Below are 17,161 nucleotides of genomic sequence, written 5' to 3' on the forward strand. Positions count from 1 at the left end.
CGCGATACTCCAAACTATTCTTGCGAATACTCGGGTTTATTTGGACGGTCGGTCGCTCTTACCCGAAAACAACGGCGAACTTTGGTAATCAATGGCAAGAATCGTGCTGATAGTAAATTATTTACGAAACTCCTTTAACGTGAGCGATAGACCATTAGGGTATGCGAAGGTGGGTATACCCGTGAGCACGCTACAGCACGACCCCAGCGATCGAGTACAGGTACTCGACGACGACGGTCGCGTCCTCGAGGGCGTCGAGGTTCCGGATCTCGACGAATCCGAGTTCCTCGAGCTCTACGAGCAGATGAAACTCGCCCGCCACTTCGACCAGCGGGCGGTGAGTCTCCAGCGACAGGGTCGCATGGGGACGTATCCGCCGCTGTCGGGCCAGGAGGGCGCCCAGATCGGAAGCGCCCACGCCCTGGACGACGAGGACTGGCTCTTCCCGAGTTACCGCGAGCACGGGGCGGCGCTCGTCCGCGGCCTCTCGTTGAAACAGACGCTGCTCTACTGGATGGGCCACGAGGAGGGCAACGCGGTTCCCGAAGAGCAGAACATCTTCACGGTCGCCGTGCCCATCGCGACCCAGATTCCCCACGCCACCGGGGCCGCCTGGGCCTCTCGACTGCGCGGCGAGGAGAAGGCGTTCCTCTGTTACTTCGGCGACGGCGCCACGAGCGAGGGCGACTTCCACGAAGGGCTGAACTTCGCGGGCGTCTTCGACGCGCCGGCCGTCTTCTTCTGTAACAACAACCAGTGGGCCATCTCGGTGCCTCGAGAGCGCCAGACCGCGAGTGACACCATCGCCCAGAAGGCCAAAGCCTACGGGTTCGAGGGCGTCCAGGTCGACGGGATGGACCCGCTGGCCGTCTACAAGGTGACCCGCGATGCCATCCAGAAGGCGAAGAATCCGGGCGAGGGCGAACTTCGCCCGACGCTCATCGAGGCGGTACAGTACCGTTTCGGGGCCCACACCACCGCGGACGACCCCTCGGTCTACCGCGACGACGAGGAGGTCGAACGCTGGAAACAGAAGGATCCGATCCCGCGCATGGAGACGTTCCTGCGCGAACACGGGATGCTCGACGACGAGCGCGCCGACGCGATCGAAGAGCGCGTCACCGACGCGGTCGCGGACGCGATCGACGCCGCCGAAGCCGTCGAGCGGCCGGACCCCGAGGAAATCTTCTCGCAGGTCTACGCCGAGATGCCGCGACGACTCGCGGAGCAACGCGAGTGGTTCGAACGGATTCGCGAACAGTACGGAGACGACGCGCTACTGGAGGACTAACATGGCAGCAGAATCTGAAAACCTCACGCTGGTACAGGCGGTCCGCGACGGACTGCGTCAGGAGATGGAACGGGACGAAGACGTCGTCGTCATGGGCGAGGACGTCGGAAAGAACGGCGGGGTCTTCCGGGCGACGGAAGGGCTCTACGACGAGTTCGGCGAGGACCGCGTCATCGACACGCCGCTCGCCGAGTCGGGCATCGTCGGGACGGCCATCGGGATGGCCGCCTACGGACTCCGGCCCGTCCCCGAGATGCAGTTCCTCGGGTTCATCTACCCCGCCTTCGACCAGATCGTCTCCCACGCCGCGCGCCTGCGAACGCGTTCGCGCGGTCGCTTCACCTGCCCGATGGTCATCCGCGCCCCTTACGGCGGTGGGATCCGGGCGCCCGAGCACCACTCCGAGTCGAGCGAGGCGATGTTCGTCCACCAGCCCGGTCTCAAGGTCGTCATCCCCTCGACGCCTTACGACACGAAGGGGCTGCTCACGAGCGCGATTCGCTCACCCGACCCGGTCATCTTCCTCGAGCCCAAGCTCATCTACCGGGCGTTCCGTGAGGAGGTGCCCAACGAGCCCTACGAGGTACCGATCGGCGAGGCGGCCGTCCGCCGCGAGGGATCTGATATTTCGGTGTTCACCTACGGCGCGATGACCCGCCCGACGCTCGAGGCCGCCGAAAACCTCGAGGGCGAGATCGACGTCGAGGTCGTCGACCTCCGTACGGTCTCCCCGCTGGACATCGACACCATCGTCGAGTCGTTCAAGAAGACCGGCCGTGGCGCGGTCGTCCACGAAGCGCCGAAGACGAACGGCATGGGTGCCGAAATCGCCGCGACCATCCAGGAGGAGGCCCTGATGTACCAGGAGGCGCCGATCCAGCGCATCAGCGGGTTCGACACGCCGTTCCCGCTGTACGCGCTCGAGGACTACTACCTGCCAGAGCCGGCCCGTATCGAGACGGGAATCCGGGACGCGATGGATTTTTAGGGTCGCCGGAAGCGACCCTGTGCGTTCAGGAACGCCGACTGCGTCGGTCTGGATTGATTCCGAGGCGGGCTATGGACTGATCAATCGTCTTCTTGCACCTCTTCGCTCGATTATTTACGGGTGATTTAGACCGTACTCCATCTAATTGACGACATCTGTCAACAACACTTAAATGAACGATAGATAATCCATACACGATGAAATCTTCTGACGGTCACAAAAATCAATATCATACCGATGAGTTACTAGGTGAGGCCCGATACGAATGAGTGATCGACACCGTGGGCCCCTCGAGTACGCGCTCGTCTGTATCGGTGCGGTCGTCGTTGTCCTGACCGTGCTCGGATTCGCGTCCGGTCATGCCATCGCCGCGTCGGCCGATAAATCGCCTGCGGTCGACGGTCAAAATGGAGACATCCACGGAGAGCCGCCCGAGAACGCGACGTACGTGGTCGAGATCACCCCGAGAGCACCGGATGCCGCTCAAGTCAGCGTTGAGATCAGCTACGAAGCGAGATCGACTGCAGAACTCCAGCGAGCGCGCAACGAAACGCTGGACGTAGCGTGGTTCCGCGGCGAGGAAATCGTTCAGGACGCGATGGCGGCCAACGACCTCGATTCCGACGCGGTCGAGCACCCCAGGAGAGGCTACTCGGTTCCCCGAGGCGACGACGCGGAAACCATAACGATCCGCTACAGCGTCCAGTGGATCGACATTCCGACAACTGACGACGATCGAATCCGGATCGGGCCCGGGTTCGGTGCTGCACTCGAGTCGGGCGACGAGTTCCGGGTCGCGGTACCCGCCGAACGGTGGGAGAACTGGACCGTCAATCGGGATAAGCCCGACACTGTGACGCACGCACAGCAGATCTACGTCTGGACAATCGGCGACGATCCGGTGCCCGAGATTGTCCTGTACCGTGGCGACGTCGCTGCAGAGAGTGACGATTCCCTCGAACGATCACCAGCAGTGGCGATTTTCGCCCTGCTTCTGATAGCCGGGTTGTTGGCGCGTCGCCGGCGGTTGTAGTCGAGCTCACCGTCACAATCCGTTCGGGCACGGGTCGGCAGCTAGTTCGATCGAACGAATCGACGGACGAACCACCGTTCTGTCCCGAGCAATATATGTGCGAATCGAAAGGGTAACGAAAACCGTATGTGAGCGAACCGTGAAGGCGACGTATGCGCGAATTCAAACTTCCCGACGTGGGCGAGGGCGTGGCCGAGGGTGAACTGGTCTCGTGGCTGGTTGAACCCGGCGACACGGTCAGCGAGGACCAGCCAGTCGCCGAGGTCGAGACGGACAAGGCGCTGGTCGAGGTTCCCTCGCCGTACAACGGCACGGTCGCGGAACTTCGCGCCGAGGAGGGTGAAATGGTCCCGGTCGGTGACGTGATTATCACGTTCAACGTCGAGGGCGAGGCGGATGCGGCGGAGGAGGCGAGCGCCGAAACGGAAACCGAAGCAGACGCCGACCAGGCCGAGACGGCCGACTCGAGTTCGACCGACTCCGCGGACGCAGCGGCCGACCCCGAGTCCGTCGACGTTCCCGAGGGCCGCGTCTTCGCCCCGCCGCGGGTTCGCAAACTCGCCCGCGAGCAGGGCGTCGACATCTCGACAGTCCAAGGCAGCGGTCCTGGCGACCGGATCACCGAGGGTGACGTCGAGGCGGCCGCGGGTGGCTCGAGCGACGGTGGCGCCGAATCCGCCGAGGCCGCAGAGACGGCTCCGGCGGAGCCGACCGAGGGAACCGGCGGCGTCGACGCCGCCGCGGGTGCCCACGGTGAGACCGAGTCGGGAGCAGGAACAGGAACAGGAACTGGGGCGAATGCCTCGAGCGCTCCATCCGTCGAATCGGCCGACCGCGACCGCACGCTGGCCGCTCCCGCCACTCGCCGCGTCGCGGAGGAACAGGGCGTCGATATCAACGCCGTCCCCGCGACCGAAGAGCGCGACGGCGAGGCGTTCGTCACGCCCGAGGCCGTGATGGAGTACGCCGAGGCCCAGCAGCGCGCCCAGGAGGCCGACGCCGCCGCAGTCGCGACCGGCGAGACCGGCCCGCGTGAGACCCGCGAGCCGTTCAAGGGCGTCCGCAAGACCATCGCGAACGCGATGGAGCGCTCGAAGTACACGGCACCGCACGTCACCCACCACGACGAGGTCGACGTGACGAAACTCGTCGAAACCCGTGAGCGGCTCAAGCCGACCGCCGAGGAACAGGGCATCCGGCTGACCTACATGCCGTTCATCATGAAGGCGGTCGTCGCGGCGCTCAAGGAGTTCCCGGAGATGAATGCGATGATCGACGACGAGAACCAGGAGATCGTCCACCGCAACTACTACAACATCGGCGTCGCGGCCGCGACCGACGCTGGGTTGATGGTACCGGTCGTCGAGGACGCCGACCACAAGGGCATGCTCCAGCTCTCCTCGGAGACGGACGAACTGGTGACGAAGGCCCGCGAGCGAACCATCAGCCCGGACGAACTCCGGGGCTCGACGTTCACCATCACGAACATCGGCGGCATCGGCGGCGAGTACGCCACGCCGATTCTGAACTACCCCGAGGCGGGCATCCTCGCGGTTGGCGAGATCAAGCGCAAGCCACGCGTCGTCACCGACGACGAGGGTAACGAATCGATCGAACCCCGCTCGGTCATGACGCTCTCGCTCTCGTTCGACCACCGCCTCATCGACGGCGCCGAAGGCGCGGCGTTCACCAACGAGGTCATGCAGTACCTCGAGAACCCCGAACTCCTGTTGCTCGAGTAAGCGTACTCGAGCGTTTTTCTCCGCAGAGTAGAGCTGTCAGTCTGTCAGTGACACGAAGATTGCGATTACGCATCGTTTAAATACCACTAGCGTGCTCCGTGTGTACATGGTACAACCACATCCGTTCGGCGCGTGGTCGCTCCTGCCGCCGTTGCTGGCGATCATGCTCGCCATCCTCACCCGCCGGGCCATGCTCTCGCTGTTTCTCGGCGTCTGGTCCGGCGGCGTGCTCATCGCCTGGGACAACGCAGAGAGCGCCCTCGACATCGCCGCCGTCCCGTTCGTCGGCGTAATCGAAGCGTTCGGCTGGATCGTCGCCTCGTTCGGGGACGACACGTTCCACGCCGAGATCATCACGTTCACGTTCCTGCTGGGTGCCGGTATCGCTCTCACGTGGCGAATGGGCGGCTCGATCGCTATAGCCCGCGCTGCGACCGATCGGGTCGACTCCCACCGGCGGGTCGGCCTGGCCGCCTGGTTGCTCGGCCTGGTGTGGTTCTTCGACGACTACGCCAACACGGCCATCGTCGGTTCGGCGGTCAAGGACATCGCCGACGAGATGCGAATGTCCCGGGAGAAACTGGCCTACATCCTCGACTCGACGGCCGCGCCGGTGGCGACCTTCGGCATCTCGAGCTGGGTCGCCTTCCAGATCAGCCTCATCCAGAACGAGTACCAGAACATCGACGGCGAGACGCCCTCGGCCGTGGCGACGTTCCTCTGGTCGATCCCGTTCAACGTCTACTGCCTGCTGGCCCTGTTGATGGTCCTGATCGTCGTCCTCACCCGCCGAGACTTCGGAGAGATGCTCACCGCGGAAACGCGCGCCAGGGAGACGGGGAACGTCACGCGCGAGGACGCTACGCCGCTCCAGAGCATGAAGGAGGACCTCGGTGAGCCGGTCGTCGAGGATCCCCTGGTGCGAACGTTCGTCGTGCCGGTCGCGGTCCTGGTGATCGTCGTCATGGGAGGGGCGGCGATCACCGGCTTCCAGGCCGCCGGCGTCACGCCCGCCGAGGCTGCATCTGGCGGCGACGCGCTCATCACCCTCGTGGACAACGTCGACTTCACGGGCGCGCTCGTCTGGGGCTCGTTCGCTATGGTCGCGACCGCTGTCGCGATGTCGCTGTACTACGGCGTGATGGACCTCGAGGAGTCCATGGAGACCGTCCTGGACGGGTTCGGGATCATGCTCACCGCCGTCAGCATCCTCGTCCTGGCGTGGTCGATCGGGACCGTCGCGGAGGTGCTCGAGACTGGCCGGTACGTCACCGACATCGCCGCTGGATTCATCACACCGACGCTGCTCCCGGTTGTCGTGTTGCTGACGACCGCCGTGATCGCCTTCTCGATCGGCACCTCGTGGGGAACGATGGGGATCGTGACGCCGGTCGCCATCCCGCTGGCCTACGAGGTCGGCAACGGCTCGCCGGAAGTGCTGGCACTCGCCGTCGGAACCGTGTTCTCGGGGGCCATCTTCGGCGATCACTGCTCGCCCATTTCGGACACGACGATCCTCTCCTCGACGTTCGCCGGCGCCGACCACATCGACCACGTCAGGACCCAGCTGTACTACGCGGTTACGGTGATCTTCGTCGCACTGATCGTCTACCTGGCGTACGGTCTGTTCGGCCTCTCGCCGTTCGTCCTGGTGCCCCTCGGCGCGATTCTGCTCGTCGGTCTCGTGTACGCCCTCTCGGAACTCGACGCCGGCCGTAAGAACATCTCTGCCAAGCCATTCGCCGGAACCCAGCGTCGAGAAGCCCCTGGTGACGACTGACGGTTCCGGGCCGCTCGAGTGACGAGTTTGCGGCTCGCTCTTTCACCCCCAAAGTGGGCGGTCACTCGAGTGAACTCCCGCCACGACCACGGTTCGTCACACCCTTCTTACCGTGTGAACCCGTACCACAAGCATGGGCTTCGGGCCACCAGCGGTTTTCAGCGCAGCCGTCGACGCCCTCAGGCCACCGCCGCGCCTCGTCGACTGGTCGATCTTCGCCATCGTCGTGCTCGAGGCGGTCTCGGGACTGCTCTCGTTCACCGTCGGCAGGCCGGAGGGGTGGCCGCTCTTCTGGCTCCACCGGATCCTCGGCCTGACACTCGTCGTCTTCCTGGGGTTCAAACTCGCCAGGGTTCGTCACCGACTGACCGATCGCCGGCTGTGGCGTCGCTCCACCGCCCTGTCGGTACTCACCCTGGTCGCGGTGACGGGCGCAGTCGGCACGGGTGTCGTCTGGGTGTTCGGCGCGGACGTCCGCATCGCGTACTGGACTCTGCTGAGCGTTCACGTTGGGTTCGGTCTCGCGCTCGTTCCCCTGATGGCCTGGCACCTCGCGACCCGGTTTCGCCGCCCGCGCCGGCGCGACTTCGACCGTCGCCGGACGACGCTCACCTACGGGGCGTTGCTGCTCGGCGGGGCCGCCGCCTACCGGGTCCAGGAGACCACCAACCGACTCCTCGAGACTCGTGGCGCCGATCGGCGGTTCACCGGCTCACAGCCGCGACGCGGCGACGGGAACGCGAGCTTCCCGGTCACCTCGTGGGCCGCGGACGATCCAGACCCGATCGACCTCGCTGAGTGGACGCTGTCCGTTCAGGGTGAGGTCGAAACGCCCCTCGAGTACGGCACCGACGAGCTGGTTCCGGACAGCGACGAGGAGGCGCTCCTCGACTGCACGAGTGGCTGGTACACCGTCCAGCGCTGGAACGGCGTTCGCGTTGGCGACCTGCTCGAGGCGGCAGACGTCGACGCGGACGCCCGATACGTCCGGTTCGTCTCGGTGACCGGCTACCGGTGGTCGCTCCCGATCGAGGAAGCGCGGGACGCGTTGCTCGCGACGCACGTTGGCGGCGAACCGTTGAGCCACGGGCACGGGGCGCCGATGCGACTCGTGGCGCCCGGTCGTCGCGGCTTCCAGTGGGTGAAGTGGGTCGAGCGAGTCGAGGTCCGTCGCCGCGGCGATCCAGTCCAGTGGCTCGCGACGCTGGTGAGTGGGTTCGAGTAAGACGTACTCGAGTGGACGGTTCGAGTGTCGAGTGAGGGGAGTGGGACCGCCGGCCCGCCAGTCTCGACGGTTCAGTGGCGGATTCCTGGCGACGCCTTTTACGGGTCGGACCCATCAGTCGCCGCATGAGCATCGTAACCGAGTTCACGCTCCCGGCCGAGGCGTTCGCCCTCGAGGATGCGCTCGAGACGGTCCCGGACCTCACGATCGAGGCCGAGCGACTCGCCACCCACAGCCGCGAGTGGGTCATGCCGTTCCTGTGGGCGACCGCGGACGACCTCGACGCGGCGGAAGCGGCGATACGGGCCGATTCCTCGGTTACAGAACTGAATGAGATCAATCGTACCGACGACGTCGGCTACTTCAACGTCCACTGGGCCGAACGCGTCCAGGAACTGATCGACCAGGTCGTCGACCAACACGGAATCGTCCAGGAAGCAGCAGCGACGAACGGGACCTGGTATCTCAAACTCCAGTTCGTCGGGCAGGGGCGACTCGAGTCGTTCCAGCACTACTTCGACGAACGGGGCTACTCCTTCGAACTCCAGCGGCTCTACGAGGTGACGGACCCGAAGGAACGCGAGTACGACCTGACGCCCCAGCAACGGGAGGCGATGATCACCGCGCTCGAGATGGGCTACTTCGCCGTCCCGCGCGAGACGCAGATCGCCGAACTGGCGGACGCCCTCGACATCTCGACGAACGCCGTCTCACAGCGGCTCCGTCGGGCGACGAACAACCTCACCAGAAATACGCTCACGGTATCCTCGGAGCGGGCGGAGGACCTCGAGCGATCATGATCCCATCCTCGGGTATATAAGTAGCTTCTAACTCAAAGCAGTTCGGCTTTCCTCGTTCCCGTGATGGAGTATACTATGGCCGAGCCGCCACGGTCGAAGACGAGCGTCGAGCCCTCCTCGCAGTCCGAACCGCGGCCGAATGGAGTCGACAGATCGGACGAGAGCGAAAGCGACGTCAAAGAAAACGGAAAACGAAAGGTCGCGGCCGCCTGCCAATCCTGTTCGAACGTCTACGCCGCTCAGTTGTGGCCCGACGGGACGGTACAGCCGATCGGCCGGCGAACGGGCTGTCGATGCGGGTGCAAAGAGTTCGACGTCATCGAGTGAGCAGCAGCGAGGGTGGAGCCGCTAGAACTCTTCGGCTGGCGGGGCGACACCCTCGTCCTTCCCCTCGAGGTCGAACTCTTCGCGAACCTCCCGCAACCGATCCCGGATGTCCGCCGCGAGCTCGAACTCGAGATTGCTCGCTGCCTCTTGCATGCGATCCTCAAGTTCGGCGACATAGCGGGCGGCGTCCTCTTCGTCCTCGAGGTCGGTCCCGGCGACGCTCGAGGTGTCGGTCTTGCTCCCGGGCAGGTTGGTCTCGCCGACTTCCTTCTCGATGGTCATCGGCTCGTGGCCGTGTTCTTCGTTGAACTCGCGTTGAATCTCGCGACGGCGCCGCGTCTCCTCGATGGCCGACTCCATCGCGTTCGAGACTTCGTCGGCGTAGAGCACGACCTCGCCGTTGACGTTGCGGGCCGCCCGCCCCATCGTCTGGACGAGCGTGGTTTCGGATCGGAGGAACCCCTCCTGGTCGGCGTCCAGGATCGCCACGAGGGAGACCTCGGGAATGTCCAGGCCCTCCCGCAGGAGGTTGATGCCGACGAGGACGTCGATCTTCCCGAGGCGGAGGGAGCGGACGATCTCGTGCCGCTCGAGGGTATCCGTCTCGTCGTGCATGTAGGCGACGTCGACGCCCGCCTCCTCGAGGTACTCGGTCAGGTCCTCGGCCATCCGCTTTGTCAGCGTCGTCACGAGGGTGCGCTCGTCGCGGTCAATGCGGGCGTCGATGCGGTCCATGAGGTCGTCGATCTGGCCGGTCGCGGGGGCCACTTCTACTTCGGGGTCGACGAGGTAGGTGGGGCGAACGATCTGTTCGACGATCTGGTCGCTCTCCTCGCGCTCGTAGTCGCCCGGCGTCGCGGAGACGTACAGCGTCTTGTCGGTTCGCTCCTCGAACTCCTCGAACGTGAGCGGGCGGTTGTCGTAGGCGGTCGGGAGCCGAAAGCCGTTCTCGACCAGCGAGTCCTTCCGGGACTTGTCGCCGGCGTACTGGCCCCGAACCTGGGGCAGGGTGACGTGGGATTCGTCGACCACGGTGAGGAAGTCGTCTGGGAAGTAATCCAGCAGGGTGTAGGGCGTGTCGCCGGGGTCGCGGTCGTCGAGGTACACCGAATAGTTCTCGATGCCCGAGCAGTAGCCCGTCTCCTCCATCATCTCGAGGTCGAACGTAGTCCGCTCCTCGATGCGCTGGGCGGCGAGCAGGTCGCCCTTCCGCTCGAAGTACGAGATCCGCGAGTCCAGGTCGTCCCGAATCTCTTCGACGGCCTGCTCGAGGCGCGTCTCGGGCATCGAGTAGTGCTCCGCGGGGTGGACGAGGACGGCGGGTTCGGTGCTCTTGACCTCGCCCTCGAGCGGGTCGACTTTGAGCATGCGGTCAATTTCGTCGCCCCAGAACTCGATGCGGACGGCGTAGCGGCCGTACATTGGAAAAATCTCGATGGTGTCGCCGCGAACCCGGAACGTGCCCTGGGTGAAGTCGACGTCGTTGCGCTCGTAGTTCAGGTCGACCAGGCGCTTCAACAACTCGTCGCGGCCGATCTCCTCGCCCGTCTCGAGGCGCATTGCCATCTCGACGTAGTTTCGCGGGTCACCGAGGCCGTAGATGGCCGAGACCGAGGCGACGACGATCACGTCGTCTCGTGTGAGCAGCGAGCGCGTCGCCGAGTGACGGAGGCGGTCGATCTCGTCGTTGATCGAGGCGTCCTTGTCGATGTAGGTGTCGGTCTGCTCGACGTAGGCCTCGGGCTGGTAGTAGTCGTAGTAGGAGACGAAGTACTCGACGGCGTTGTCGGGGAACAGGTTCCGGAACTCCTCGTAGAGCTGGGCGGCCAGGGTCTTGTTGTGGGCGATGACCAGCGTCGGCTCCTGGACCTCCTCCATTACCCACGAGACGGTGTTGGTCTTCCCTGACCCCGTCACGCCGAGCAGCGTCTGGCGGTCCATGCCGTCGGCGAAGCCCGCCGCCAGCTGGTCGATCGCCTCGGGCTGGTCGCCCGCGGGTTCGAACGGGGCGTCGACCGCGAACGGTTTCGCGGCCTCGGGTCGATCCGGCTGGAGGGGGCCTCGAGTGTCGCTCATCGTATCCGTGACCAGGGGCTCGGGCTACGTAAGCCGCTCGTCTGACGGCCACGGCTGGCTGGTCCGCTGACCGAGGCCGACGCGCATATGCCGCCCCCACGTCTTTGACGCCGGTCGTCGTCGAGAGCGTATGTCCAGTTCCAGCGGAGACGCCGACTTACAGCAGGCTCGAGCCGACCTCGAGCTGGCGACCGAGACCGCCGGCGACGACGTGCGGGACGTAATCCGGGATACGGCGGCCGCTTTCGCCGAAATCGCCGCCAGCGAGAGCGAGGCCGACCACGCCGCCTTCGACGAGCACCTCAACGCGCTCAGGCAGGCACGACGCGAGTCCGACGCCGAGACGGCAGATCGACTCGAGGACGCCATCGAACACGCCGAGAGCTATCGCCAGCGCCTCGAGCAAGCGTGAGTCTTCTCGAGAATCGGTCCTCGAGGATCGGTTTTTGGAACGGTAGGGCAGCCATACGAGGGTAACGGACCCATAACAATACCCTCGTGGTCCCCTTCAACGCGTATGCAATCGGCTGCGCACGACCATCCACGCGGGGCGCGAGAACGCGTCATCGTCCCCGGTATCACGGCCCCCAGCACCGTCGCCTGCCTGCGGTCGCTCGGTCCGCGCGGGATCTACACCATCGTCGGCTCCGAGGATCGGACGACGCCCGGCTCCGTCTCGAGGCACTGCGATCGATTCGTCACGCTCCCCGACCCAAGATCGGACCTCGAGGCCTACGGGGACGTCCTCCTCTCGCTCGCCGAACGCCCCGGCGTCGAGACGATCATTCCCGTCCGCGAGGAGGACATCTACACGCTCGCGGCGAATAAGGACGCCTTCGCCGAGTACGTCGCGACGCCGTGGCCGGACTTCGAGACCCTGCGGCAGGTGCAAGACCGGGTCGAACTCTTCGCGGCTGCCGAGCGCGCCGGCGTCGAGACGCCCGAGACGACCCTGCTCGACGAGTGGGACGACTGGTCGCGCGAGACGATCATCAAGCCTCGCTACACCGTCGCCGCCCCCGAGTACCTCGGTCACGACGCCGGGCTCAGCGACATCGGCTCGACCGTCTACCACGAACCCGGCACCCCGCCCGCGGTCGAATCGTCGCTCAACGAGTGGGGTCACGTCCCCATCGTCCAGGAGTACGTCCCCGACTCCCGGGAGTACGGCTTCTTCGCGCTGTACGACGAGGGGGAGGCGGTCGCCACCTTCCAGCACTGCCAGAAACGGGGTTACAAGTACAGTGGTGGGCCGAGTGCCTACCGAGAGTCGACCGACATCCCCGAACTCGAGGCCGCCGGTCTCGCGCTGCTGGACGAACTCGAGTGGCACGGCCTGGCGATGGTCGAGTTCCTGCGCAATCCCGAGACGGGGTCGTTCGAACTGATGGAGATCAACCCGCGGTTCTGGTCGTCGCTCCCGTTCTCCGTCCGTGCTGGGGCCGACTTCCCCTACTACTACTGGCAACTCGCGCGTGGCGAACCGATCAGCCAGCCCGACTACGAGGTCGGCATCGGCGGCCACCTGCTCCGAGGCGAACTCTGTCACCTCCACAGCATCCTGGCCGAGGACTACCCGCTGGTCGAACGTCCCTCGTTTCTCTCCGCCGTCAGCGACGTCGCCACGTCGATTGTTCGAGAGCCCCGGTTCGACTACGCCGTCGCGGACGACCCCGTCCCGTTCGTCCAGGACGGCTGGAATTTCGTCCGTTCGGCCGCCCGCGAGCAACTCAGCGCCGTTCGAGCGGGCGGTGAAGCCGACGAATCGTCGCCGGCCGTCGGCTCGCCAGCGCTCGCCGAGCAAGAGCCCACGCCGAAGCCGGCGACGGCCGACCTCGAGGCGCTCGAGGACCAGCGCGGTCGGACGAACTGACGCCGAGTCGTTGCTACTCGGCGTCGGACGATAAATCGGCACCGAGCGGGTGGCTCACCGTTTGAGTGGACGAGGCAGTGGGTGGCACACGCTAGTGGGGGGTGGACGAATCGGCGACCGGCGGCTCACTCGAGTCGCTCCCGAATCGCCTCGGGTTCGTACGAGAGCGTCAGCGACCGCGACCGTCCGCGTCCGTCGATCTCGGCGTACTCGGCGTCGATCAGGCCGAGCTGGTCGAGCTTGTTGACGATTTCCGAATAGCGGGTGTAGCCGAGGTCGGTCTCCTCGCTGAACCGCTCGTACACCTCGCCGGCCTGCGCGCCGTCGTGGTCGACGAGTACCTCGAGGAGGGCTCGCTCGTTCTCGCTCAGGCTGTTGAGGCTCCTGGAGAGGTTGATGTACTTCGACGTCTCGTAGGCCTTCTCGACGTCCTCGAGTTCGACGGTTCGGCTCGCGCGCATCTCGGCGTTGAGTCCGGCCCGTCTGAGGAGGTCGATTCCCACCCGGAGATCGCCACTTTTGGCCGTGAGCGAGCCGACCTGCTCCAGGACATCTGTGGCGACGACGCCGTCGTGGAACCCGCGGGTGACGCGCTCGTGGAGGATGTCGACGATTTCCGGTTGATCGTACACCGGGAAGTAGACGTCCTCGGGCCGGAAGACGCTCTGGACGCGAGTGTCGAGGGCGTCGATCACCTCGAGTGCCGGGTCCGAGGAGACGACAATGACGCCGATCTTCGCCCCCGGGTGTTCCTCGTGAGCGCGAAGCAGCGAGTAGAGCGTATCTGACGCCTCGTTCTCGTAGAAGAGGTAGTTGACGTCGTCGAGCGCGACGACGAGCACGCGGTCGTCCTCGACGAGTTTCTCGGCGATCTGGCCGAAGAGCTTCTTGAAGGAGATGCCCGACGACGGGGGTTCGTAGTCGAAACAGCCCTCGAACAGCCGCGAGAAGACCGAGTATCGCGTCGAGTTGACCTGACAGTTGACCCGGATCGTCTGGACGTCCCGGGTCTGGGCGCCGACCTCGTCGTACAGCTTCTGGATCGCCGTCGTCTTCCCCGTTCCCGGCGGTCCGCGGACCATCACGTTGAGCGGGCGCGAGCCCCGGACCGCGGGTCGCAGCGCGTACGTGAGACTCTGCATCTGCGAATCGCGGTGGCGGAACGTCTCGGGGACGTAATCGATCTCGAAGACGTGCTCGTTCCTGAACACGGATTCGTCCCACGACAACATCCCCTCCTCGGGGTCGCCAGTCATCACTTTCACCACGCCCTCGAAGCTACTTAGTTGTTTGCGGTCGTTTTCGGCGTGAAGCCGGGTCCTCACCGCTCGAGACAGCCGAAACGGGAAATTGGTGCGCGAGCGCCGACACAGCGTCCGCGACTTTATATACGAAGCCGGGGCCAGAACGGATCGATGGTCGACGTACCTGCGGACGGAAACGAGCGTCTGGCCGCCCTCGGCGGCGTATGCCTCGTCGTCAGCGCGTTCCTGCCTTGGGCCAGCATCGACGTGTTCGACATATCGACGACGACGAACGGATTCACCGGCATGGGCTACGCCGTTCCAGTCGCCGGCTTCGTTGCCCTCGGACTGGTAACCCTGCGCGAGTGGACCGCGTTCGGGGCCAAGGTGACCGCGGCCGTGGGCGTCCTGACGCTCCTGTCGCTGGGCGTGATTTACACCTCCCTCGAGAACGTCTTCGCCGTCGGCTACCCCGCCCACTACGTCACCGTCTCGCCGGAACCCGGCCTCTACGTCGCCGCCTTCGCCAGCGCCCTCGTCGCCGTCGCGGGGTATCGGGGGATGCAGGCGGCCGCCACCGAGACCGCGGCTCGACCCTCGAACGAGCCTCGCGGATGACCCGACCTCGTGGTCGCTCTCCGACGATGTTCACTCTCCGATTCCGTGATCACCCTCTGACCGCGGTCACTCGAACTTCTCGAGCAACCGGTCGTAGAAGGCGGCGTTCCCATCCTGGGCAAGCTTCTCGACGATCAATTCGGGGGTCGATCGGGCGAGGTGGTCCTTGACCGGCGACCGGTTGACCTCGAGTTTGCCGTCGACCAGGCCGACGGCCTCGATGCCGTCGACGGCCACGTCGATGGCGGCCATCTCCCGGATTTCCCCAGCCAGGTGGGAGACGAAGACGGCCGTCGCGCCGTTCTCGGCGAGTGCCTCGAGGATGCCAGCGATAATCTTCGCGCTCGCCCCGGGCTCGGTGATGCTCTCGAGTTCGTCGACGAGGACGAGCGAGCCCTCGCCACCGGTGGCGAGGGCCGCGAACTCCCGGACGGTGGACTCGAACGCCCCGGCGTCGAGGGTCCCCTGGGTCTTGGCGTGGTAGTGCACGTCGTCGAAGCGGCGCAGTCGGACGCCTTCGGCGGGAACGGGCAGACCCACGTGCGCGAGCACGACGACGCTCGCGACCAGGTCGAGCGTCGAGGTCTTCCCGCCGCTGTTGACCCCCGAGAGCAGGGTGGTGCCCGACACCGCGTAGTCGACGGGTTCGATTTCCTCGAGGGGCTCCTCGAGGACGGGCGAGCGGCCGCCTTCGATGGCGAATCCGATTTCTTCGGCGTCGTCGCCGTCCCAGACGAACTCGGGCATCGTGCACTCGAAGTCCCGCGCGAAGCGGGCGACGGCGAGTTCGACGTCGAGCTCGAGTGCCGAGCGAACCAGGTCTTGGGCGCCCTCGCGCTGGGCGGCGAGATCGGCCGCCAGGTCGCGTTTGAGCTGGGCCGCTCGCCGGTCCCGGGCGACGGTGAGTTCCTCGCGAAGCCGTGCCGTGGCGTTCTCGTCGCGCTCGACGGGGAAGGTCGGTTCGTCGCCGAAGACGTGACGGGCGAGTTCGGCCTCGCCAACGTCCAGGTCGAGGGCGTCGATCAGGTGCTCGCGGGCGGCCTCGACGGCTGCGTCGAACTCGTCGGCGAGTTCCCGGGAGAGCAGCGAGTCGACGCCGGCACCGCGCTCGACGAGCGAGAGCAGGTCGGCGCCCTCGATGGTCACGTCTCGTTTCTCGATCGCCTCGCGGAGTCGGTCGTTGGCGACGCTCTCGGCGACGCCCGCGACCGCGTCGAGGTCGTCGACGGCGACCGTCAGCCGGTCGAGTTCCGGGTCGCCCGCTACGGTGCCGTCGTCGTCGAGGCGTTCGAGGCCGTTCTCGAGGGCGTCGAGGTCGACCGTCGCGTCCAGTTGCGAGTTGGCGTCGCCACTACCACCACCGCCGACCGCCCGGTGAACTGCAACCGCCGCACGCAGTCGCTTCCGGTTGCGGGCGAAGAACGCGAGTGGGCGCTCCGGAACCACGTCGGCGGGATCTGCGAGCGCGTCCGGGCGAACCTGCACGTCGCCCTCGACCTCGACGCCGGCGAAGGACTCGTCGATCGCGACCACCGTCGAATAGCCTCTCGCCAGTTCGGCGAGCCCCTGGGCGTCCTCGACGATTTCGACGGAGAGCTCGGGAATCGTCTCGCGGGCTTCGGCGTAGCGCTCGGCGTCGGTCGTCGCCAGACAGCGGTCCCGGACGCGAACGTCGTCGGGGCGCTCGAGCGGTTCGACGCCCTCGAGGGCCTCGAGTACGTCGGGATGGGGATCGCGTTCGATCGCTCGACGGGAGAACTCCTGCACCTCCTCGATGCGCGAGCGCCTGGGGCTGGGGTACAGGGTCTCGAGGCGGTGAGCCGCGTAGTCGGTCACCGTCCGGTCCTGGCAGAGTGAGAGCGCCTGTCGGTAGATTTCACGCGCTCGATCGGTCGCGAGAAAGCTGCCGGGGTCGTCGTGTTCGCGCCGGATCGCCCCGCGGGCGATGCGAGCGGCCCGGCCGACGGTGACGCCGGGTGCGCTGGCGAGTGCGGCCACGTCGCCGTTCTCGAGGGCCCGTTCGGGGTCGTCGAGTTCGTCCAGTGCACGGGCGGTCTTCGCGCCGACGCCCGGGATCGACTCGAGGTCCATTGCCATCGACCGCCACGTCCCGCCGAGACGAGAAAAAGGTCCCGCCCCGTTCTCGGCTCTCGCGGACGCTCGA

Annotated in this window: 14 protein-coding genes; 11 read left to right on the forward strand and 3 right to left on the reverse strand. The window is 65.8% G+C overall.

What is annotated here, in order from left to right; all coding sequences use genetic code 11:
* Window positions 1-181: 181 nt before the first annotated feature.
* The 8 genes from pdhA (at window position 182) to J1N60_RS03865 (ending at window position 9,186) form a co-directional block, all read left to right on the forward strand.
* On the forward strand, window positions 182-1,291 hold the full coding sequence (pdhA, locus tag J1N60_RS03830) for a pyruvate dehydrogenase (acetyl-transferring) E1 component subunit alpha (RefSeq protein ID WP_312910837.1): 1,110 nt from the start codon (window positions 182-184) through the stop codon (window positions 1,289-1,291).
* A 1-nt stretch (window position 1,292) separates the two neighbouring features.
* Window positions 1,293-2,279 (forward strand): alpha-ketoacid dehydrogenase subunit beta, encoded by a 987-nt coding sequence (locus tag J1N60_RS03835; RefSeq protein ID WP_312910839.1) that lies wholly within the window; start codon window positions 1,293-1,295, stop codon window positions 2,277-2,279.
* Window positions 2,280-2,544: 265 nt separating this feature from the next.
* Window positions 2,545-3,312, forward strand: coding sequence for a hypothetical protein (locus tag J1N60_RS03840; RefSeq protein WP_312910841.1), 768 nt, complete (start codon window positions 2,545-2,547; stop codon window positions 3,310-3,312).
* Between the two features lie 152 nt (window positions 3,313-3,464).
* Entirely contained in the window at window positions 3,465-5,054 is a 1,590-nt protein-coding gene (locus J1N60_RS03845; RefSeq protein WP_312910843.1) for a dihydrolipoamide acetyltransferase family protein, read from the forward strand.
* Between the two features lie 106 nt (window positions 5,055-5,160).
* Window positions 5,161-6,834, forward strand: coding sequence for a Na+/H+ antiporter NhaC family protein (locus J1N60_RS03850; protein ID WP_312910845.1), 1,674 nt, complete (start codon window positions 5,161-5,163; stop codon window positions 6,832-6,834).
* Window positions 6,835-6,967: 133 nt separating this feature from the next.
* Window positions 6,968-8,059 carry a molybdopterin-dependent oxidoreductase gene (locus J1N60_RS03855; RefSeq protein WP_312910847.1) on the forward strand — a complete coding sequence of 364 codons (1,092 nt, stop codon included), beginning with the start codon at window positions 6,968-6,970 and terminating at the stop codon, window positions 8,057-8,059.
* A 125-nt stretch (window positions 8,060-8,184) separates the two neighbouring features.
* Window positions 8,185-8,859 (forward strand): helix-turn-helix domain-containing protein, encoded by a 675-nt coding sequence (locus tag J1N60_RS03860; protein WP_312910848.1) that lies wholly within the window; start codon window positions 8,185-8,187, stop codon window positions 8,857-8,859.
* Between the two features lie 75 nt (window positions 8,860-8,934).
* Window positions 8,935-9,186 carry a hypothetical protein gene (locus J1N60_RS03865; RefSeq protein WP_312910849.1) on the forward strand — a complete coding sequence of 84 codons (252 nt, stop codon included), beginning with the start codon at window positions 8,935-8,937 and terminating at the stop codon, window positions 9,184-9,186.
* A 21-nt stretch (window positions 9,187-9,207) separates the two neighbouring features.
* Here the strand turns inward: J1N60_RS03865 and uvrB are convergent, their stop codons facing one another.
* On the reverse strand, window positions 9,208-11,262 hold the full coding sequence (gene uvrB / locus J1N60_RS03870; protein ID WP_312910850.1) for an excinuclease ABC subunit UvrB: 2,055 nt from the start codon (window positions 11,260-11,262) through the stop codon (window positions 9,208-9,210).
* 130 nt (window positions 11,263-11,392) lie between these two features.
* Here uvrB and J1N60_RS03875 point away from each other — a divergent pair, with 130 nt between their 5' ends.
* Window positions 11,393-11,674, forward strand: a complete 282-nt coding sequence (locus J1N60_RS03875) for a DUF7553 family protein (protein WP_312910851.1) — start codon at window positions 11,393-11,395, stop codon at window positions 11,672-11,674.
* A 105-nt stretch (window positions 11,675-11,779) separates the two neighbouring features.
* Window positions 11,780-13,135 carry a carboxylate--amine ligase gene (locus J1N60_RS03880; protein WP_312910852.1) on the forward strand — a complete coding sequence of 452 codons (1,356 nt, stop codon included), beginning with the start codon at window positions 11,780-11,782 and terminating at the stop codon, window positions 13,133-13,135.
* Between the two features lie 125 nt (window positions 13,136-13,260).
* On the opposite strand, the gene J1N60_RS03885 is transcribed toward J1N60_RS03880, so the two are convergent.
* The gene (locus tag J1N60_RS03885) at window positions 13,261-14,391 is read right to left on the reverse strand and encodes an ORC1-type DNA replication protein (RefSeq protein WP_312910853.1); all 1,131 of its coding nucleotides are present in this window, start codon (window positions 14,389-14,391) and stop codon (window positions 13,261-13,263) included.
* 159 nt (window positions 14,392-14,550) lie between these two features.
* On the opposite strand from J1N60_RS03885, the gene J1N60_RS03890 reads away from it, so the two are divergent.
* Entirely contained in the window at window positions 14,551-14,997 is a 447-nt protein-coding gene (locus J1N60_RS03890) for a hypothetical protein (RefSeq protein ID WP_312910854.1), read from the forward strand.
* 66 nt (window positions 14,998-15,063) lie between these two features.
* Here J1N60_RS03890 and J1N60_RS03895 read toward each other — a convergent pair whose 3' ends face one another.
* Window positions 15,064-17,088 (reverse strand): MutS-related protein, encoded by a 2,025-nt coding sequence (locus tag J1N60_RS03895; RefSeq protein ID WP_312912530.1) that lies wholly within the window; start codon window positions 17,086-17,088, stop codon window positions 15,064-15,066.
* Between the last annotated feature and the right edge of the window lie 73 nt (window positions 17,089-17,161).

Source organism: Natronosalvus caseinilyticus, assembly GCF_017357105.1.
GTDB classification, from domain to species: Archaea; Halobacteriota; Halobacteria; order Halobacteriales; family Natrialbaceae; genus Natronosalvus; species Natronosalvus caseinilyticus.